The organism is Paenibacillus sp. MDMC362 (assembly GCF_003269305.1).
GTDB lineage: Bacteria > Bacillota > Bacilli > Paenibacillales > Paenibacillaceae > Paenibacillus_AQ.
This window is the reverse complement of the sequence record NZ_QLYT01000020.1, coordinates 20,774-40,428: the sequence shown is the minus strand read 5'-3', so window position 1 is coordinate 40,428 and position 19,655 is coordinate 20,774. Positions and strand designations below refer to the sequence as shown.

Annotated in this window: 17 protein-coding genes; 9 read left to right on the top strand and 8 right to left on the bottom strand. The window is 50.9% G+C overall.

What is annotated here, in order from left to right; genetic code table 11:
• Positions 1 to 170 precede the first annotated feature (170 nt).
• Positions 171 to 1,244 (top strand): M42 family metallopeptidase, encoded by a 1,074-nt coding sequence (locus tag DP091_RS10640; RefSeq protein ID WP_113058301.1) that lies wholly within the window; start codon positions 171 to 173, stop codon positions 1,242 to 1,244.
• A gap of 72 nt (positions 1,245 to 1,316) precedes the next feature.
• Here DP091_RS10640 and DP091_RS10635 read toward each other — a convergent pair whose 3' ends face one another.
• The 7 genes from DP091_RS10635 to DP091_RS10605 form a co-directional block, all read right to left on the bottom strand.
• Positions 1,317 to 2,720 (bottom strand): MFS transporter, encoded by a 1,404-nt coding sequence (locus tag DP091_RS10635; RefSeq protein WP_113058300.1) that lies wholly within the window; start codon positions 2,718 to 2,720, stop codon positions 1,317 to 1,319.
• A gap of 100 nt (positions 2,721 to 2,820) precedes the next feature.
• Positions 2,821 to 3,483, bottom strand: a complete 663-nt coding sequence (locus DP091_RS10630; RefSeq protein ID WP_113058299.1) for a cysteine hydrolase family protein — start codon at positions 3,481 to 3,483, stop codon at positions 2,821 to 2,823.
• A gap of 51 nt (positions 3,484 to 3,534) precedes the next feature.
• On the bottom strand, positions 3,535 to 4,578 hold the full coding sequence (locus DP091_RS10625) for an ABC transporter substrate-binding protein (protein ID WP_113058298.1): 1,044 nt from the start codon (positions 4,576 to 4,578) through the stop codon (positions 3,535 to 3,537).
• Positions 4,579 to 4,622: 44 nt separating this feature from the next.
• Complete coding sequence (locus DP091_RS10620) at positions 4,623 to 5,504, bottom strand: ABC transporter permease (RefSeq protein ID WP_113058297.1); 882 nt, start codon at positions 5,502 to 5,504, stop codon at positions 4,623 to 4,625.
• A gap of 31 nt (positions 5,505 to 5,535) precedes the next feature.
• Complete coding sequence (locus tag DP091_RS10615) at positions 5,536 to 6,315, bottom strand: ABC transporter ATP-binding protein (protein WP_113058296.1); 780 nt, start codon at positions 6,313 to 6,315, stop codon at positions 5,536 to 5,538.
• A 307-nt stretch (positions 6,316 to 6,622) separates the two neighbouring features.
• On the bottom strand, positions 6,623 to 6,997 hold the full coding sequence (locus DP091_RS10610; RefSeq protein ID WP_071222867.1) for a Na-translocating system protein MpsC family protein: 375 nt from the start codon (positions 6,995 to 6,997) through the stop codon (positions 6,623 to 6,625).
• A 280-nt stretch (positions 6,998 to 7,277) separates the two neighbouring features.
• On the bottom strand, positions 7,278 to 8,243 hold the full coding sequence (locus DP091_RS10605) for an acetylxylan esterase (protein WP_113058295.1): 966 nt from the start codon (positions 8,241 to 8,243) through the stop codon (positions 7,278 to 7,280).
• A gap of 298 nt (positions 8,244 to 8,541) precedes the next feature.
• On the opposite strand from DP091_RS10605, the gene DP091_RS10600 reads away from it, so the two are divergent.
• The 3 genes from DP091_RS10600 (at position 8,542) to DP091_RS10590 (ending at position 10,307) form a co-directional block, all read left to right on the top strand.
• Positions 8,542 to 9,378 (top strand): sugar phosphate isomerase/epimerase family protein, encoded by an 837-nt coding sequence (locus DP091_RS10600; protein ID WP_113058294.1) that lies wholly within the window; start codon positions 8,542 to 8,544, stop codon positions 9,376 to 9,378.
• Positions 9,379 to 9,552: 174 nt separating this feature from the next.
• Positions 9,553 to 9,831 carry a hypothetical protein gene (locus tag DP091_RS10595; RefSeq protein WP_113058293.1) on the top strand — a complete coding sequence of 93 codons (279 nt, stop codon included), beginning with the start codon at positions 9,553 to 9,555 and terminating at the stop codon, positions 9,829 to 9,831.
• A gap of 206 nt (positions 9,832 to 10,037) precedes the next feature.
• A complete protein-coding gene (locus DP091_RS10590; RefSeq protein ID WP_258394479.1) occupies positions 10,038 to 10,307 on the top strand; it encodes a hypothetical protein in 270 nt (89 codons plus the stop codon).
• 110 nt (positions 10,308 to 10,417) lie between these two features.
• Here the strand turns inward: DP091_RS10590 and sigK are convergent, their stop codons facing one another.
• On the bottom strand, positions 10,418 to 11,119 hold the full coding sequence (sigK, locus tag DP091_RS10585; RefSeq protein WP_006208952.1) for an RNA polymerase sporulation sigma factor SigK: 702 nt from the start codon (positions 11,117 to 11,119) through the stop codon (positions 10,418 to 10,420).
• Positions 11,120 to 11,654: 535 nt separating this feature from the next.
• On the opposite strand from sigK, the gene DP091_RS10580 reads away from it, so the two are divergent.
• The 5 genes from DP091_RS10580 (at position 11,655) to DP091_RS10560 (ending at position 19,562) form a co-directional block, all read left to right on the top strand.
• Complete coding sequence (locus tag DP091_RS10580; protein ID WP_113058292.1) at positions 11,655 to 12,986, top strand: glycoside hydrolase family 125 protein; 1,332 nt, start codon at positions 11,655 to 11,657, stop codon at positions 12,984 to 12,986.
• A complete protein-coding gene (locus DP091_RS10575; RefSeq protein ID WP_113058291.1) occupies positions 12,973 to 13,863 on the top strand; it encodes a carbohydrate ABC transporter permease in 891 nt (296 codons plus the stop codon). The genes DP091_RS10580 and DP091_RS10575 overlap by 14 nt, the downstream gene beginning before the upstream one ends.
• A 14-nt stretch (positions 13,864 to 13,877) precedes the next feature.
• Positions 13,878 to 14,777: a carbohydrate ABC transporter permease gene (locus DP091_RS10570; RefSeq protein WP_113058290.1), complete on the top strand. Its 900-nt coding sequence runs from the start codon at positions 13,878 to 13,880 to the stop codon at positions 14,775 to 14,777.
• A 95-nt stretch (positions 14,778 to 14,872) separates the two neighbouring features.
• Complete coding sequence (locus DP091_RS10565; protein ID WP_113058289.1) at positions 14,873 to 16,222, top strand: ABC transporter substrate-binding protein; 1,350 nt, start codon at positions 14,873 to 14,875, stop codon at positions 16,220 to 16,222.
• A gap of 85 nt (positions 16,223 to 16,307) precedes the next feature.
• Positions 16,308 to 19,562: a carbohydrate-binding protein gene (locus DP091_RS10560; protein WP_113058288.1), complete on the top strand. Its 3,255-nt coding sequence runs from the start codon at positions 16,308 to 16,310 to the stop codon at positions 19,560 to 19,562.
• Positions 19,563 to 19,655: the final 93 nt, after the last annotated feature.

Below are 19,655 nucleotides of genomic sequence, written 5' to 3'. Positions count from 1 at the left end.
TCCCTGCGTTTCAATATCGTATTCCTATCCCGGATGCAGGGTGCTTGTTTCATTTATTTTAAAATGACGTGCTCCAAAGCGGCACGGGTTTTGTAGACTTTTCAGATGTATAGGGGCATACTAGAAAAGAAAAAACTCTTACATACCTTTTCTAAAGGAGCGATTTCGGAATGAATGAATCAACACTGGAATTATTTCGTACTTTGACTGAATTCCCGGCTGCACCGGGCTTTGAGAGGGAGCTTCGTTCCTGGTTGAAGAATGCCCTTTCGCCATATACAGATGAGTTCGTGCAGGATCGGCTGGGCAGTCTGTTCGCCGTTCTTCGCGGTAACGATGAAGGTCCAAAAGTCATGGTAGCCGGTCACATGGATGAAGTCGGGTTCATGGTAACCGGCATAACCGAAGCGGGGATGGTCCGTTTCCAGCCGCTTGGCGGTTGGTGGAGCCAAGCCGTGCTTGCTCAGCGCCTGCAAATCATCACGGACAACGGTCCTGTTGTCGGAGTTGTAGGCTCCATCCCGACGCACCTGCTGGATGAAGCGCAGCGCAGCAAGCCGGTCGACATCAAGACCATGTATATCGATATCGGCGCCGATAACAAGGCGGAAGCGGAGTCGTTCGGCATTCGTCCCGGGTTGCAAGTGGTTCCGATCTGTGAATTCACGCCGCTCGCTAACCCGAAAAAAATCATGGCCAAAGCGTGGGATAACCGATATGGCGTTGGCCTCGCGATCGAGCTTGTCCAGGCGCTCCAAGGCGAGAAACTGCCTAACACCGTTTACGCCGGCGCAACCGTCCAAGAAGAGCTCGGACTGCGCGGAGCACGGACTTCAGCCAATCTGATTCAGCCGGATATTTTCTTCGGACTGGATGCCAGCGCGGCGAACGACATGATGGGTGACAAGAGCCAGTTCGGCCAATTGGGTCAGGGCGCACTGCTTCGCATCTTCGATCCGACAATGCTGACTCACCGCGGCATGGTAGAGTACGTTCAAGATACGGCGGAGACCAACAAAATCAAATACCAATACTTCGTCTCGCCGGGCGGCACGGACGCTGGCCAAGTGCATCTTAGCGGCATCGGCGTTCCGTCCACCATCATCGGCATATGCTCCCGCTATATTCATACATCTTCGTCCATCATCCACACGGACGACTACGAAGCTGCTAAAGAACTTCTGATCAAGCTCGTGAAAGGTTTGGATCGTACGACACTACAGACGATTCTGGACCGCGCGTAGGCTAAATGAAGAAGGGTATCCTTACAGGTCTTGAATAGACCGCGGGATACCCTTTTTCTCATTTCCCTTCCGCTAAGAAGATAACGTCTCCCTATGCCTGGCAAAGCGAAACGATATGAGCATCGTTACATAAACGATGACAACCAGCGCCGTATTCAGTACGAAAATCATCCGAAATCCGGTAAGCCCCCCTGTCACTTGGGCGGGAAGAGCCAGCATGGCACCTCCCGCCGCCGTGCCAAACATCATCCCCAGATTTCGCGACAGCGCCAAAATGCTGCTGATCAGGCCGAGGTCCGTTTTGGATGTCCTGCCCATCACCAGGGAGTTGTTCGGCGGCGTAATGATGCCCATGGAACCGCCGAGCAGGACGATAAGGAGAATGAGAAAGAAGATCGGATATGCCGGCGATACAAAACCGAGCACGATTAACGCTGCTGTCATGAGCAGCAGCCCGGCTGACAATAACGGGAATGTCCCCAGCTTGTCCGACAGGCTCCCGCTCAGAGGCGAGAATATGATCAGTGACAACGGATATCCCATCATGATCAGCCCTGCCGTCGCAGGTTCAACGCCCAGTTCGCTCAGCAGAAATACAGGCAGCACAAGCTGAGCCGAGAAAGCCGCCATGTAGGTAATGATGGTGATAATGATTCCCACGCTAACGCCTGCATCCCGAAACAGGCTCAGCTTCATAAACGGGAGTTTCCCTTCCCCTGCTCGTTTCCACCGCGGCGAAAGACACCACCCGAAGAATGCGACGGCTCCCGCACCGAATACGATGAACAGCACCGAAACCTGCCATGAACCCCATCCCCACTGAGCCCCCAAATTCACGGCCGTAACCAGTCCGGTTAGAGATATCGCAAAAAAGGCAGCCCCCGGCACATCCAACCGGCTTACGACTTTTTCCGGTTCGTCCTTGGGAATGAAGCGCTGGGCGAACAACCATGCAATCAAGGATATGGCTGTCAGCAGCCAGAAATTGCTCCGCCACGAAAACCACTGAATCAGTATTCCGCCAAGGCTCGGTCCGACCATCGAGCCTGCGGCAACAAACGTGCTGATGAGCCCAAGCGCTTTACCGCGCTGCTCCTTCGGAAATACGGAGACGATCAGCGCCATATTGGTGGCCTGATACATGGCCGCTCCTACGCCTTGCAGAATCCGAGAAGTTATGAGTCCGTTTAATGAAGGTGACAAGGCGCAGCAGAGCGCCCCTGCCATAAACACAAAATAGCCGATATTGTGGATTTTCCGCCGGCCCAGCATATCCCCCAGCTTTCCCATGACCGGAAGCAATATGGAGATGACTAGCAAATAAGCGGTGACGATCCACTGGGCCGTAGGGATGGTGGAATCGAACGTTCTGGCGATATCAACAAGCGCAATGTTGAACATGCCGGCCGACAAATTGGACAGAAATGCTCCTAAACAAATGGTATATTGGACGATCATCCTTGATCTGTTATTCATACAGGACTCACCAGCTTTATTCATGAATTTCTGTGCCGCTCATAGAAAAAGCTCCCGCATGCGGAGAGCTTCCCAATGATTTGAACCACGTTCTGACAAGCTAGCCAACGGCCGGCTGAGCGGTCGACATCGGTCGCAGCGGTTCCTCAGGCATTTGATCCATCCAAATATCGATAAGCTCCGCCACTTCACTAACTTTCCCGAAATAGCCTTCAATATTCTCAAGCGTCATCTCATGCGCCGCTGAAGAATACGATGCGCAAGCATCCGCTGCAAGCACGATATGATAATCCAGCATAAAACCGTCCCTTGCCGTCGATTCCACGCACACATTGGTGCTGACTCCCGTCATGATCAGGGTCTCGATCTTCAGCGTCTTCAATACCGAATCCAGTCTAGTATTTACAAAAGCGCTGTATCGGTGTTTATGGACAATGATTTCGCCCTCCTTCGGCGATACCTCGTAAAATTCCGCGCCCCAGCTCCCTCTCCGGCATACGTTCGCCGATCGTCCCGAGGACCTGGTGATCCAAGCGTCGGAATCCGTCGCTTTCTCATGAAGCGTCTGAATAAAAATGATGGGCACATCCAGCTCCCTGGCCCTCTGAAGCAGCTTATGGAGCTGCGGCATCATCTCCGCTACCCCGCTAACATCGCAGCCCGCAAGAGACAGCGCCCCCTCGGGATGACAATAATCGTTTTGCACATCGACCACGATAACCGCCGCTTTGCTGCCGAGCAACAGCTGATTTAAAGATTTCATCGTGACTCTCTCCCTTTCCGGTCGTGTATTTGGACATCATGCACCTGCCGATCACTTCTTGGAATTGTTTACAAACTGCATATCCACCAGCGCATCATAGGTATAGTCCCCTTTAAATATCCCCGTCTCGATCATGACATCCATATCGTGCTTCAACGCCTCTTCCGAAATCATCCCGTCCAAGCTCCAGAGATTGTCGGCATAGGCCCGGTCCAAGGCAGCTTGGATCGCATCATCGGACAACGTCGGGAATTCGGCTATCAGATTCTTCTTGGCTAGTTCCTTATCCGATTGCACGACTGCAAGCGCTTCGATTATGGCATCCGTGAAGCTTTGAACGGCTTCCGGGTCCTTCTCGATGGTTGACTTCTTCACGCTGAGAACCGAGTACGAGAAATCCCCGAGGTCATGAAACTTGTAAAACGGCTCTTCCCATACGTTCTTTGATATCCCGTCGCTGATCTGCGGCTCGGCTCCGTTCGCAATGTCAGCCGCGCCCTGTTGGACCATCGTCACCACCGTAGAGCCGTCTGCGGGTTCCAGCAGCTGCACATCCTTCTCCGGATCGAGTCCGAGCTGAATCAGGAGATAGCGGGTTAGAAGGTTGGGCGTACCGCCGTGACGACCGGCGTTAATCTTTTTCCCTTGCAAAAATGCCTTCAGGTCTTCAGGGGAATTGCTCGCGGGTGAGGTGCCTTTCTTGGCCATTAAATACACGTTCGCCCGGTTGACGACATTCACGACCGAAATGATCGGATCGGAATTGTTGTTGTTAGCCAAGGCATTGGACTCCGTCCCGCCGATCACGCCCCAGGCATCCCCGCTGACCACGGCGGTTACGTGCGCTCCCCCTGCCGCTTGGATGACCTCGACGTCGAGCCCTCTTTTCTCAAAGAAGCCTTCCCGCTGCGCGACGTACAGCGGCAGATAGCCCGTGGAGTGAAGCGGCTCGGCGATCACGATTTTCTTCAGCTTCCCGTCACCGGAAGCGGACGCGGTGCTGTTATCGTTTTTTTCATTGCCGCAGGCGCCAAGCAGGACGGTTACCATAACCAGTCCGAACAACAGTGAACGTTTCCTCATTTTTTGCTTCATATGAATTCCCCTTTTAATAGAAATAATGAATTCGGTTATTCTGTCTATTGTTTGGTCAATCCCTTGGATAACCACTTCTCCAGCACCACCACGCCCCAGTACATCACCATGGACAGCAGCGACAGGACAACGACGCCCACCCACACGAGGTTGATATCCAGTATCGTTCCTGCATACATAATCATCCGGCCGACGCCTTGGCTTGAGGCGATGAACTCGCCCACGATGGCGCCTGCCAGCGCAAGGGCGATGTTAATCCGCAAGCTGCTGATGATCCAGGGCATGGACCATGGTACGACGACCTTGGTAAAAACCTGATGCCGCTTGGCGCCCAGGGAATACATCAGCTTCTCCATGTCCGGATCCACACTCTTCACGCCGCTGTATGCGGAAAGCGCCGAAACGACAACCGTCATGGAGAATGCCAGCGCCACCTTGGAAAAAAATCCGATTCCCAGCAGTATGACAAGTACAGGTGCCAGTGCGAGCTTTGGCATCGCATTTAAGATGATCAGATACGGCTCGCTGATGCCGGCATACGATCTTGACCACCAGAACGACAGTCCAAGCAGTGCGCCGAGAAAGGTTCCGAACACAAAACCGAGAATCGTCGAGCCGGATGTATACGTAATGTCACGCAGAAGGGTTCCTTCGGTCATTTGGGTCCAGGTCGTGCGAAGAATCGCGCTGGGGCTGCTCCAATAGTAGGAATCCAGCAGGCCGATCCGGGTGAACACCTCCCATACCAGAAAAACAAGTACAGCCACAGCGGCCCGCCCCCAAACGATTCGCCGGCTTCTGCGGCGCTCCAGCGCCTCTTCATCCAAGATGTACGGCACAACCTCTGGCCTTTTGGACGAACCCGCTGCAGGCTCCGCAGGCGTCACGGCATGTACGATAAAAGCCTCTTTGCGTGCAGTTTCCATTCCAGTTCCCTCCTCATTTCGTTTTTATTCCCTAAGAGATTTGTTCTTCATCTTGTCCAGCTGACAGCAAATCCATGAGATGATGCTTCAGTTCCATGAAGGCCGGAGACGTCATGTCTTCCGTTTTCCGGGGACGCTCCATCGTTACGGTGATTTTGGACTTGATCCGCCCGGGTCTGGACGAAAATACATAGATGTCATCCGATAAATAAATCGCTTCGTCGATATCGTGGGTGACAAACAGCACCGTCTTGCCAAAATCCTCCCAGATTTGCAGCAGCCAGTTCTGCATGGTCAGCCGAGTCTGCGCATCCAATGCGCCGAAGGGCTCGTCCAGCAAAATGATGTCCCTGTCGTAGAGCAGCGTCCGCAGCAGCGCGGCACGCTGTTTCATCCCTCCAGAAAGCTCCTTCGGATAATGCTTGTCAAAACCCTTTAGACCGTATTTTTCCATCAAGGGCAGCGCCCTCTCCACGGCTTCGTTGTAGGGTACGCCCCGGACCTCCATACCCAGAATGATGTTGTCGAGGATGGTGCGCCAAGGCAGGAGCATGTCCTTTTGCAGCATATAGCCCACATAACCGGTTGTCCCGATGATATCCTTTCCGTCAGCCGTCACTTTGCCCGTGGAGGGCGGCATTAAACCGGCGATAATGTTAAACAACGTTGACTTGCCGCAGCCGCTGGGACCGATAATACTGACAAAACGCCCCTCCTCAATCGCCAGACTCGTCTCCCGCATAGCTGCAATTTCTTCCCCGTTTCTGCGAAACCATTTGCTGATACCCGAAATTTCAATTTTGTGAGTCATGGCCCTTCCTTCCTCTCCTTTGGGTTTCATATTTTCAGAAACAACAGACATTTATTTTCAAAAGCGGATGTAACAAAAAATCGCCAGTCCAGCCCCAAGCCGCACACATGTATGTGCCTTGGTACCAAACTGACGATCGGCCCGCTCTCTACTCGAGGTTATTCAAAAAGTCATCTTTTGATCACGTAGCAGGATTGAATTCAGCCGGGCCTTCCGGTGCTCACGCAGGTTTTGCCTACGCTCCGCTCCCCAGTCCCTAGCTTCATCCAACCTTCTCGGTGCTGTAAGCTGACTTTTTGAACCCGCACTACAAGAGTTCCGGCATGTCGTTCAGATATGCTTCGACCTCCTTCTCCAAGAATACGATGGTACCGGAAAACTCGGTCTCTGCATCATAGTCTTTAAGAATGGAGATGATTTTAAATTGAAACTGCTGTTCCAAGGAAGCTTTAATCTCCTGCTTGAACACCTGGAATAAAAGGTGGTCCAACTGCCGGGTAGAGAGGGGGTAATTCTCATCCAGCAGTTTGAGGACGGGGACTCTACTATTTCTCGATACAATGATGATTTTGTTGCCAACGAAATCGACTTTTTGCTGCTTTACACCCACGTTAAATATTTTCTTATTTATCGCGTTGTAAACCCTCAAAAGATCCTGTTTGAGTTCGCCTGCTGTCATCATGGTTCAACATCCCTTTGTGTAAATTAATATTACATTGACCGGGGTAGGTATAGGGTGTTTATCGAGTTTTTTCTGTCCTTGAGTATAATTATAGGCGAATTCGGGTAGTTGTCAATACATTTACGTTAAAAAAGATAACAAATGATTAATTTGTGTCACTTTATATAACATGTACATAACGTACTTTTGCATAGAATTCGTTTGCCTTCTGTCCGCCGACGCTTTATGAAGAGCCGTCCCGAGCAATCGTCGGGACCAGCGCCCTTCCTGGCTCCATATTCTATCCCCCGTTAAAAATCCGTTCCAGGAACAAGACGCCCTCCCTCTTCTGGTACTCATTGACTTCATGGCCAGAGAATGGATAGTCTCTTATTTCTTTTGTCGATTTCATTCGGTTGTATGCGGCATATATCGTTTCGGGCATGCAGACCGTATCCTTCCAGCCGACGGATACCATGACCGGCACCTGAATTCGCGGCGCCAGATTCAGCATGTCGAAATACGAGAGATGCTTCAAAATTTGATTCAATTGCTCCGGGTAGCGCTTTATGTATTGGGCGATTTCGTTCAGCGAACTAGCCGAATACAGAATCCCGTAGTCCATCCTGCACATGTTGGGAATGTCGGCCACAATGGCCGCGACCTTCGGATTCAGAGCCCCTGCAAGCAAAGCCAGTCCGCCGCCCTGACTGCCGCCTACCACGGCAATTTTGTTCGGATCCACTCCGGGCTGCTCCGATGCCGCATCCACTGCCCTCACAGCATCCATTACAACTGCCATGTAATAGGAGCGACGAATATCCGCAATCCCCTGCGTCACCCAGCCCTTAACCACACCGCTGTCTAATGGAAGCAGATTCCCCGTCTCACCGGCCTGTCCCCTTACGTCCACGGCAAACACTGCATAACCGAGCATAAGCCAATGGGCATACCGTTCGGGAAATCCACGGTCTCCGGAATAACCCGGGAAGGTTACGATACACGCCCGAGGCTTCTCGTCCGTAGAAGATTTGGCGGGAGTTATATACCAAGCATGGATGGGCGTATCATCATAACCATGATAAGTGACCTTGGACACTTCCATGTAGGGATATGGCGTCGTTTCCGGTTGACTAACCATGTGGAGCGGCTTATTCCCGTACGAGTACAATGCTTCCTCCCAAAATCGATTCAATACCTGCTCGTCGATCGTGGGCTCCGGATACAAGTTACCAAGCTCTTTCTTCCGCTGTTCAATGGTATTCATTCTGAGTTTAAATCTCCTTTTCGCGAGTAAAGTGGAAGTTCATATGACATGGTTATTTCGGCAAAACATACGCAATCCCCTTCGAAACGGTAGGAATTCCTGCCGGTTTATTACAAATCCTGCTCACAATAACAATCGGCAGCGAATCCTATCGCTATCTTTCTAAAAAAATAAAAAGCGATCATAGATTTATAGAGTGGAACATATCATAATAGAAACTATGAAAACCAATGGGTTGATATAAACGAAGGCCCGCCTCTAGCAACACGACATCTAATAGCGAATGGAGACGATGAATATGCTGCAAGGTTTAACAAGCGCAGGACTCGGAAAACTTGAAAGCGATTTACAGTTTATCGAACTCGCGGCCAAATACGAATTCCAATGCATCGATATCGATGCCAAAGGTCTTGTAGACCGCCTTGGCGTTGAGGCGGCAGCCGATATGCTGAAGTCCCGCCAACTGGAGATCGGGGCCATCGGCCTTCCCGTGGAATGGAGAGGAACGGACGAGCAGTTCCTAAGCGGCCTTGAGAAACTCCCGGCAGCTGCAGCTGCTGCCAAGGCTCTCGGCTGCACACGGTGCTGTACATACATTCTTCCTTCCACCGATGCACCCGCTGCTCATTTCATGGCGCTGGCCACCACCAGACTGCGGGCTTGTGCCAGCATTTTGGGGGCATACGGAATTCGATTGGCCTTGGAGTTCGTAGGACCGCATCATCTGCGCACCCAATGGAAGAACCCGTTCATCTGGACGGTACAAGAAACTTTGGATTGGATCGATGCGATCGGGGAGCCGAATGTCGGGCTGCTGTATGATGCATATCACTGGTACACCAATGAGATGACGGTCGCGGATATCCGGCAGCTGCGCGCCGAACAAATCGTTCATGTCCATATTAACGATGCCAAGAAATTACCCGTGGGAGATGTGCTTGATAACGACCGGCTTTATCCGGGCGAGGGCGTAATTAATCTGCCAGGGTTCCTTCAGGCTCTGAATTATATCGGCTATGCAGGCCCGGTGACACAAGAAATATTGACGCCTTCCACGCCGACCGGGACCCCTGAAGAATTGGTTGCTAAATCACGGCGAGCCTTCGACAGCGTATTCGGTGCTGCCGGATTGTAGTGGAGGATCCAGGCATACTGGGAGCGGTTAACTGACTATCGGTGCTCAGGATCGGCAAAACGTTCAATCCGAGCTGCTTAATATAGTGAAGCTTCGACAGGTAACGGAATGATCCCACCTGTACAGGGAAACACTGAAAGGGTAGGTTAAGTACCTTTTCGGGAGGTTTCAGGTATGAACGGATTTAAGAAAGAAGAACGGGATAAATTTACGGATCTATCTACCGTGGAGTCCCAGCGGAACGATTTAACCGCAGAGGAATTCCCGGAGGGTCCTTACGGATCCAGCCTGCGGACCGAAACGCTTGGTAAAAGCAGTCCTTGGCGGAAGGATCAACGCCCTCCGAATCGGTTTGATTATGAGGATCGCAACCTGCACATGGGCATCGAGCGGGAGTATCCCGGTGAAGACGAGAGCATTCAAGCGGATCCAGGTCAGCAGAAACCCGAGTAGAGCCAACCTAAAAACCAACCGTCGTTCTTTGGACAAGACGGTTGGTTTTTGTCGTAACAGGGCTTGTATCTTCAGATTCGAAAGCATAACGGCCTATAAAAATACATAAAATGGCATATAAAAACCGCCTTTATCGGCGTACTTTCACAGAAGACAGAATTTCGCCATCCGCAAATACAGAGACATGAAGGAGTGGGGGAGGCATCATGCCCAACAAGAAGCAGGATGAATTCGTGATTTATGTTGTCACGTTATCGAGTGTAAAGCGCTACATGTCCATTGAATTTATCGGCGGTTCTTGCGGGTTCATCATCGCTCAAAAAGCGCTTCAATCCGATTTGTTCGGGATGATCGGCAGCATGATCGCTCCGATAGCCATTCGACGAGTGCTGCAATGGCAGCAGCGCATATCCGAGCGGCATGTACACTTTGGGCTGCGTGCACTCAGCAAGTCGGGCAAACTGGGTCCTACATAAATCAAGCGAACGCCCCTCAAAGTAAAGCCACTTCCAACACAGGAAGTGGCTTTAGCAGTCTATATCGACATTTCCGTTTCGGTCATGGAGTGGTTAACACAGACTTCTTCCTACCGTTTCTGCTTATAAAACTCATGATACAGCTTCATGAGCGCTCGCTTCTCAATCCGCGACACATAACTCCGCGAAATCCCCAACTCCTTGGCGATCTCACGCTGCGTCCGTTCTTCTCCGCCCGCTTCCAGTCCAAAACGACCAATAACGACTTCCTTCTCCCGGTCGTCCAATATATCGAGGTTCCGATAGATCTTACTCTTCTCAATCTTTAACTGCACGGCATCCACGATATCATCCGCTTCCGTCCCGAGGATATCGATCAGTGTAATCTCGTTCCCTTCTTTGTCCGTTCCTATCGGATCATGGAGGGATACGTCCTTGCGGGTCTTCTTGAGCGAACGCAAATGCATCAGTATCTCATTTTCTATGCAACGGGCAGCAAATGTCGCCAGCTTCGTGCCTTTATTCGGCCTGAAGCTTTCAATCGCCTTGATGAGTCCTATCGTCCCGATGGATATCAAATCTTCCAAATCCTCGCCGGTGTTATCAAACTTTTTGACGATGTGTGCGACCAGCCGAAGATTATGCTCAATCAGTTTATTCCGCGACTGAGGATCGCCTTCGGCCATTCGCTGCAGATGTTTAGCTTCCTCTTCCTCGGTCAGAGGCTGGGGAAACGCGTTGTTTTTCACGTACGAAACGAGCAGGGTCAACTCTTTTATGAACAAAGCAATTGCGGTAAACAATCCAGGCACTTTGGGACACCTCCTGCGAAGTTACAATGCAACCGGCCCTTATCGCGCTCGGTCTCTCGGTCTTCTCATTGTATGTAGGCAACGGCCCAGAAGTGCCTGTACGCGAGAAAGTGATCCGTAAAAACGTTTGCCGATTCCTCAACCAAGCAGCAAACAACAGCAACTACAAGTCACCCCCTTGAACACATACCAATATATCATGTTATAACGACAGGCCATAACGACCAAAGGACTGCTTATACCGCCAAGGGATGCTCCTCATTCAAAAACATGACTATGCCTTAAATCAACCATTCAAGATCCAGCATATCTACATCAAAACGAGGGAAGTTGACTTTGGCAAATCAAATTTAAGAACCCGCAGAATGGTCAATATGATATTCACCACACTCATATAATATAACAGCCATAATTTTTATTAATATAATATATTGACATTAAATTGGTATGTAATTATATTAAATGTAAGCGTTTTATATAATGACCTAACAAAATGATTAACAACCCTGAAGAATGGAAGGGAGCAGAGCTTACCATGTATACGTTGGACTATTTCTCTGTACTGCATGATTTGAACCGCACGATAACCGAACGCACCTCAGCTTATCCGAAGCTCGGACATATGTTTAGAAGCATGCTGGACAATACCCTGAGTTCAACCATTCAACGACAGCCCGACGGTACCACCTTTGTCATCACCGGCGATATTCCCGCCATGTGGCTGAGGGATTCGGCTGCCCAAATCCGGCCCTTCCTCGTTCCGGCGGGTCAAGACGAGAATCTGGCCGATTTGATCGAGGGGCTCGTACGCAGGCAAACGGCATTCATCCTGCTTGATCCATACGCCAATGCATTCAATGATTCGCCTTCCGGTCAAGGCCATCAGAACGACCGCACCGCCATGAATCCATGGCTATGGGAGCGCAAATATGAAATCGATTCGTTATGCTATCCCCTCCAGCTTGCTTACCTCTTATGGAAAGAAACCGGTAGGACCTCGCATCTAGATCAAACATTCCATTCAGCCGCCAGGGTCATTCTGGACATCTGGCGAACCGAGCAGCATCATGAAACCGACTCGCCTTATTTCTTCGAACGCTTCGATTGTCCCCCAAGCGACACGCTCCCTCGCGGCGGAAAAGGGACTGAGGTGGCTTACACGGGAATGACCTGGTCCGGCTTCCGCCCGAGCGACGACGCCTGCGCCTATGGATACCTCATACCGTCCAATATGTTCGCCGTCGTTGTGCTTGGTTATCTGGCCGAGATTAGCCGTGATGTCCTGCGCGATCCCGAATTGGAAGCGGAGGCGGAGAAACTTGCCGATGAGATCCGTCATGGCATTGCGTCATACGGCGTGGTTGATCACCCCGAATATGGCAACATTTATGCCTATGAAACGGACGGAATGGGAAACCATCTGCTGATGGATGACGCCAACGTTCCCAGCCTTTTGTCCATTCCGTATTTGGGTTATACAAGCGCTGATGACCCCGTCTATCAGAATACTCGCAGGTTCGTGCTGAGCCGCTCGAATCCGTACTATTATCAGGGCACTGCCGCTGCGGGTATTGGCAGCCCCCATACGCCTGATCGTTATATCTGGCCGATTGCGCTGGCGATTCAAGGCCTGACGACTACCGATCGGGAAGAGAAACTTCGACTGCTACGGCTGATGGCGGAGACCGATGCAGGCACCGGCATGATGCATGAAGGATTTCTGGTCGATGACCCAACCCGTTATACCCGCCCATGGTTTTCCTGGGCTAACATGATGTTTTGCGAGCTGATGATGGATTACTGCGACATTCGGGTCAAAGCAAATGGTATCGGAGGAGGTCGTCGGGATCACCATGGGAACCAATAGGAAGCTTCGCGGCTGGGTCATCGGATATTTGTTCATTTTACCGTCCATTATCGGCTTCAGCGTTTTTGTCGCCTATCCCCTGTTGTCGTCCATGTATTACGCCTTGACAGAATGGAGCGGGTACGATTCTCCCCGTTTTGTCGGCTTTGAGAACTTTAGGTACCTGTTCACCGAGGATCCTGCTTTTTGGCCTTCGATCCGGGCGACGTTTTACTTCGTAATCCTGAGTGTTCCTTTATCGCTGATTCTAGGCTTGTTATTGGCCATGATGCTGAACAAAAACTTAACCGGCATCAAATGGTTCCGGACGATCTTTTATCTTCCTGTCGTCGTTCCCTCCATCGCCACGCTTACGTTGTGGCAATTTATATATGAGCCGCAATACGGTCTGGCGAATTCGCTGCTAAGAGAGTTCGGACTGCCGCCTGGCACTTGGTTAACCAGCGAAACGACAGCGCTTCCATCCATCGTGTTAATCGGTTTATGGCAGGTCGGATCCAGTGTCATCATTTTTCTGAGCGGTCTGCAGTCGGTGCCCCAGGAAATGTATGAAGCGGCGGAAGTCGACGGCGCCTCCCGGTGGCGGATGTCGCTAAACATTACGCTGCCCATGATCACTCCGATCCTGTTCCTGCAGCTTATCCTCGGCATCATCGGCGCATTCCAGGCGTTTAACCAGGTTCAGGTGCTGACCGGAGGCGGCCCGAACTTTTCCACCTCGCTGCTGAATTACAAAATCTATACCGACGCCTTCAATGGGAGAATGTTTGGTTATGCCATTGCGGAGGTGTGGGTGCTGTTCGTCATCATCATGATTTTTACCTTGATATCTTACCGGTACTCCAACCGGTTCGTTTATTACGAAAGCGACAAATAAGGGGGTAAGAAGTGATGCAAACGGAAGTACGGCCCAAACAACGAGGAAATCTGAAAGCAGCGGACATACGCGTTAAGCGAAGAGTACGGTTGAACTGGATAGACGCCTTTCGTTTTATCCTATTGGCTATCGGGGCTGTTGCGATGCTGTTTCCCCTCTTCTGGATGGTTACGATTGCCCTGAAGAGCAACAATGACGTGTTCAAGATTCCGCCCGAATGGTTTCCGCGGGAATTTCACTGGTCCAATTTTGTAACCGGTACGAAGGAAATCAATTTTTGGCAAACGTTTGGCAACTCCCTGTTTATCGCGATTACCTGCACGATCGGGCAGATTATAAGCTCGGTGCTGGTGGGATACGGTCTCGCGCGGCTGAAGTTCCCGGGACGTAAACTGTGGTTCTCGCTATTTGTTGGGAGCCTCATGCTTCCCGGATTTGTTGGCATGATTCCTATGTTCAACCTGTACACCAGCATCGGTTGGTACGATTCCTGGCTGCCAATCATCGTGCCCGCCTTTTTTGGAAACGCTACGTTCTCGTTCCTGTTTGTCCAGTATATCAGAACGATCTCCGTTTCATTTGACGAGGCAGCCAAAATCGACGGGGCATCGGACCTTTATGTTCTGCTCAAGGTGCTGGTGCCTATGTCCATGCCGGTCATCATGACCATGGTGATCTTTGCATTCCAAGGGGCGTGGAATCAATATTTGGAACCCCTGCTCTATATTATCGACCCAAGCAAATGGACGTTGTCGCTGGCGATGGCTACCTATACGGGCACCTATGCGACAGCCTGGAACCTGTTTATGGCCGCGGATTTAATTTATATTCTGCCGATGCTGCTGCTCTTCTTCTTTGGCCAGAAGTTTTTTATGCAGGGGCTGGGCTCCATGAATTCCGCTGGATTGAAGTAAAGCTTCCGACCGTATGGGAGGTGATGCCGATTTTGGCTTGACTGAAGTAAAAAACATTTTTCAGTTCATTAAATTACCATTGGGGAGGTCTTTCAATGAGACAGGGTGTTAGAAGGTGGGCCAGTGGAATCATCGCTTTACTGTTATTTTCAAGTCTGCTAGCCGCTTGCGGCGGCAACAGCAGCGGAAGCTCGAGTCCGGCGAGTCCCGGAAACACGCCATCCGGGGAAGATAACACCGGGTCCAAGAAACCCGTCGAAGTCACGATGATTACCTGGGAGTCGGCGGCCATGAACGAAAAAATCATGGCATCCATGAAAAAATTCGAAGAGGAAAACCCCGACATCAAAGTGAAACTCATCCCTACTCCATTGGACAATTACGGTGTCAAGATTAACGGAATGATCACGGCGAAGAAAGCGCCTGACATCTTCATGACCGGTAACGACATGCTGCTCGATAATGCTGGCAAAGGACTTCTCTATGACTGGACGGAGCTTGCAGCACAGGACAAAGCGTTCATGGAGGGCTTTTACGACGGCGTGGTAGACAGCTGGTACTATGAAGGCAAGCTGGTCGGATTGCCAGGCCTCTTGAACACCTACGGCATTTTTTACAATAAAAAATCATTCCAGGATGCAGGCCTCCCGGAACCGAAAATCGGCTGGACCTACGATGAATTCTTCACGGCGATGGAGAAACTTTCAAGCAATCAGGGCGGTGTGCAGCAATTCGGTTATTACGCCCCTCTTGACCCTTTCCACGTCTCTCTCTATTCGGTTTCCGCCGGCGGCGCTCCCTTCGCTGATGCCATCATTAATCCAACGAAGGTGGAAATCAGCGACCCGTTCAGGGAAGGCGTCGAGAAATATAAGTCAGCCATTGCAAATGGCTATATGAATCCCCCTACCTTTGATTTAACCAATGCCATGAGTTCATTCAAACAAGGTAAAGTCCCGATGACCCTCCAAGGGCAGTGGGTAGCCGATGACTTGATCCGTACGGCTCCGAAAGAATTGGAATGGGGCTACGTCCCGATGCCGGTCGTAAACAGCCAAACCGAGATTTATGACGCCGTAGGCTGGTCCAGTCCGGCAACGCTCAAAAATCCGGAAGCGGTCTGGAAAGTGCTCAAGTACCTGGATTCCAAAATGTACGAGGAAGTCCTCCCTTCAACGCCGGTGGCTCCTGCAGCCTATCAAGCCTCTTCCGCTGCTTATTACGAAGCGCTGAAAACGGCCGGACATCCTGAAGTGGGCGAAGGCCTTGATCATATTCTGAAATCTCAGAATACGCAGCCGGTTCGCTTCCTGTCGACATGGGCAGGCAAAGCGTACCCGTTCATCGAAGCATCATGGAAAAACATTCTGATGGGCAAAGCCCCGATCACCGAACTGGATGTGATGGCCGAAAAAATCAATAAAGTGATTACGACCGGCAAGTAGGTAATAACCGGGTATCGCTAAACTCATGAAGCCGATCATGGATGGAACGGATCGGCTTCGATTTGAAAATAAAGGAGGAACATTCATGTCACTCAGATCAGGTAAACTATTCAAGTTTCTTGCGATGCCTCTGGCTATCGCTCTCATGCTCGGCTCCATGCCCGGCATCGGATCGTCCAAGGCCCACGCCTATACCGCATCGGATGGGGATACAGCGATGAGAGCATTTAACGATACATTCTGGGATCCGAACGCCAAGATGTTCTGGAAGGACTCCAAGCGCGAAAAGCATCAGGACTTCTGGGTGGAAGCAGAGCTGTGGGAATTGGTCATGGATGCGTATCAGCATACATCCGATCCCGCCTTGAAAGCCGAGCTTAAAACGCAGATCGACGATGTTTATGACGGCACCGTTGCGAAGTACGGACAAGATTGGACGAATAATCCGTTCAATGACGATATTATGTGGTGGGCGATGGGAAGCGCCAGAGCCTATCAAATCACCGGGAATCCTAGATATTTGGAGGCCGCCAGAGATCATTTCGATTTTGTGTACGATACGCAGTGGGATGAAGAGTTCGCAAGCGGCGGCATTTGGTGGCTGAACAGCGAGCATAATACCAAAAATGCATGCATTAATTTCCCGGCGGCGCAAGCTGCACTTTATCTTTATGATATTACGGAAGATGAACATTATCTGAACGCGGCAACCAAAATATTCAGATGGGGCAAAACGATGCTGACGGACGGAAACGGAAAAGTGTTCGACCGGATCGAAATTGAGCATGGCGCGGTTCCGGATGCTACCCACTACAATCAGGGTACATACATCGGGTCGGCCGTTGGATTGTATAAAGCGACCGGAAATGCCGTTTACCTCGATGACGCGGTCAAGGCCGCCAAATTCACCAAAAACCATCTGGTGGATTCAAACGGGGTGCTGAATTACGAAGGACCCAACGGAGATCTGAAAGGCGGCAAAACGATCCTGATGCGAAACCTGGCCCATCTGCAAAAGACGCTGGATGAAACCGGCCAATACCCGGATTTCAGCGCTGAATTCGACGAGTGGCTTGCATTCAATGTCGAGATGGCCTGGAGCCACCGCAATTCGGATCATATCGTGGATGGAAACTGGGCGGGACAGCTGCTGTCCGGAACCTATGAATCCTGGTCCTCAGCCGCTGCCGTTCAAGCTTTAAACGTGATCAAGCCAATGGAAGCGGAGCTTCGTTATGCCGTTAAAAACCCCTTCGAGAAAATCGAAGCGGAACGCTACAATATCGGGACCGGATTCGTTCTGGAAGGGGCATTCGAAGGCTCGCTGCAATTAGGCGGGATCCAGCATGGCTCTTATGCCGCTTACAAAAATGTGGATTTCGGATCAGAGGGCGCGATCGGCTTCATTGCCAGAGCGTCCAGCGGAACGGGCGGGGGTAACATCGAGATCCGGCTTGATTCCAAGGACGGCCCCAAAGTCGGGACGCTGAACGTAGAGGGAACGGGCGACTGGAATCATTATATCGATGCCGTCACCCTCCTTAAGGATGACCAAGGAGCGCCAAGCACCATTACTGGCGTCCATGATCTGTATCTTGTCTTCACCAAGACAAATGACGATTATCTATTCAATTTAAACTGGATTCAATTTACAACCACGGATCCGACGGAAACTGACGCTTATGCCAAACTAAAGGCCGGAAATTATGACAGCAGCGAAGGACTTAGTAAACATGCCGAGTTCGGGTATTTGGACGGAATCCATCACAATGCCTATGCCTCTTATGAAGGAATTGATTTTGGATCTGGCGCTGCTGGCATCACTGTACATGTGGCAAGCGGCAATCAAGGCGGCACAATTGAGGTTAAACTAGACAGTCTGGATGGACCTACCGCAGGTGTCGTTCCAATTCCGGCGCTGGGAAGCTGGGATCACTGGGTCGATATCATGGCGAATATCGATGACAGCTTGGCAGTAGGCGTTCACGACGTATACCTGGTTTTCAAGGGAGCAAACAGCAGCGACTATCCTCTCAACCTGGAGTGGTTCACCTTTACCACCATGAAAGGAAAAGCAAGGGATGCTTCCGGCAAGCTGGAAGCCGAAAACTATACAAACGGCGTAGGCTTCGGCAGAGAAGCCGGCGGCGGGGAAACTTACCTGGCCGGGATGTTTGGTCCGAATAACCCTTATGCCATGTACAACTATATCGATTTTGGCAGCGAAAGCCCTACGCAATTCCATGTCAACGCAGCCAGCGCCACAAGCGGCGGAACGATCGAGGTCAGGCTGGACAGTCTGGGCGGTCCGGTTATTGCAACAGCCACCGTCTCTGGGACCGGCGGATGGCAGAATTTCAAAGTTTTCTCAACGGAAGTAACTGCCCCTGTAACGGGAAAACATATTGTATTCCTGTCTTTTAAGGGCGGAGACTGGTTATACAACTTGGATAAATTCACTTTTGGCGATCCGGCCGTATTTACAGAGAATCCACCTCCTCCTATACCTGAAGAGGACCATATTGCTCCCGGGGAGGTAGAGAATGTTCAGGCGAAGCGCGGCGAAGGCAGCATCACGCTGACGTGGGATGGTCCCTATGATATCGATGCTCAAAAAGTGCAAATTACGCTGCGGAGCGACGGACAGCAGGTCGGCGACGTCATCGAGGTGAATCGTGGAATTCAAACAGCGGTGATTCAGGGAATCGAGGCGGGCAAGGATTACTCGTTCTTCATCCGGTCCGTTGATCGGTCCGGGAATGTTTCACAGGGCGTCAACATTGAGGTTACCAATTCTCCTTCCTTCTCTCTGACCGCCAATGGCAAGAGCTTGGAAGATGGCGATGCCTTGGAGGATTATATGGTCCTCAGCTTCAAAATCATGGACAATTCCGTCATTCAATTCGCCGAAATAACCATCAACGGCAAAGCCTATACGCTGGATCCATTGACCAAGGATGCCATCGACATCGATCTGGCCGGGAATTTGGGCGACATAACGGCAACCGTTACGACTGAAGATCGATCCGGTAACAAGCTTCAGAAAACAATCCGGTTCCAAGTCATCACGAGCGTGCATTCCATGAAACAATTAATCGCCCGATTCGTGGATTCAGGAGATGTACACGGAGCGATCATTCCTCAGCTGACCAACGCACTTAATCAGGTACAGCATCATCTGGATAAGGGAAGACAGGATCAGGCCGTCAAGCATATGCTGAATTTCACCAAGCACCTGAACAAGGAGGCGATGGGGCGTAACGTCAGTGATCAAGCCAAAACGGCATTGAATACCGATGCTGACTCGCTGCTTCAAGATTGGCAAGCTGGCTTGAAGTAAACAAAATACGCTAAAGCCGCAACCATGCTAAGGATATAAAAAAAGTGACTCCTGATGATGTGATTGGGGAGTCACTTTTTTCTTCATTTTAGC

Coding starts and splice junctions, on each gene's coding strand:
- DP091_RS10640 (WP_113058301.1), top strand. CDS start 171: ATGAATGAATCAACACTGGAATTATTTCGTACTTTGACTGAATTCCCG.
- DP091_RS10635 (WP_113058300.1), bottom strand. CDS start 2,720: ATGAATAACAGATCAAGGATGATCGTCCAATATACCATTTGTTTAGGA.
- DP091_RS10630 (WP_113058299.1), bottom strand. CDS start 3,483: ATGAAATCTTTAAATCAGCTGTTGCTCGGCAGCAAAGCGGCGGTTATC.
- DP091_RS10625 (WP_113058298.1), bottom strand. CDS start 4,578: ATGAAGCAAAAAATGAGGAAACGTTCACTGTTGTTCGGACTGGTTATG.
- DP091_RS10620 (WP_113058297.1), bottom strand. CDS start 5,504: ATGGAAACTGCACGCAAAGAGGCTTTTATCGTACATGCCGTGACGCCT.
- DP091_RS10615 (WP_113058296.1), bottom strand. CDS start 6,315: ATGACTCACAAAATTGAAATTTCGGGTATCAGCAAATGGTTTCGCAGA.
- DP091_RS10610 (WP_071222867.1), bottom strand. CDS start 6,997: ATGATGACAGCAGGCGAACTCAAACAGGATCTTTTGAGGGTTTACAAC.
- DP091_RS10605 (WP_113058295.1), bottom strand. CDS start 8,243: ATGAATACCATTGAACAGCGGAAGAAAGAGCTTGGTAACTTGTATCCG.
- DP091_RS10600 (WP_113058294.1), top strand. CDS start 8,542: ATGCTGCAAGGTTTAACAAGCGCAGGACTCGGAAAACTTGAAAGCGAT.
- DP091_RS10595 (WP_113058293.1), top strand. CDS start 9,553: ATGAACGGATTTAAGAAAGAAGAACGGGATAAATTTACGGATCTATCT.
- DP091_RS10590 (WP_258394479.1), top strand. CDS start 10,038: ATGCCCAACAAGAAGCAGGATGAATTCGTGATTTATGTTGTCACGTTA.
- DP091_RS10580 (WP_113058292.1), top strand. CDS start 11,655: ATGTATACGTTGGACTATTTCTCTGTACTGCATGATTTGAACCGCACG.
- DP091_RS10575 (WP_113058291.1), top strand. CDS start 12,973: ATGGGAACCAATAGGAAGCTTCGCGGCTGGGTCATCGGATATTTGTTC.
- DP091_RS10570 (WP_113058290.1), top strand. CDS start 13,878: ATGCAAACGGAAGTACGGCCCAAACAACGAGGAAATCTGAAAGCAGCG.
- DP091_RS10565 (WP_113058289.1), top strand. CDS start 14,873: ATGAGACAGGGTGTTAGAAGGTGGGCCAGTGGAATCATCGCTTTACTG.
- DP091_RS10560 (WP_113058288.1), top strand. CDS start 16,308: ATGTCACTCAGATCAGGTAAACTATTCAAGTTTCTTGCGATGCCTCTG.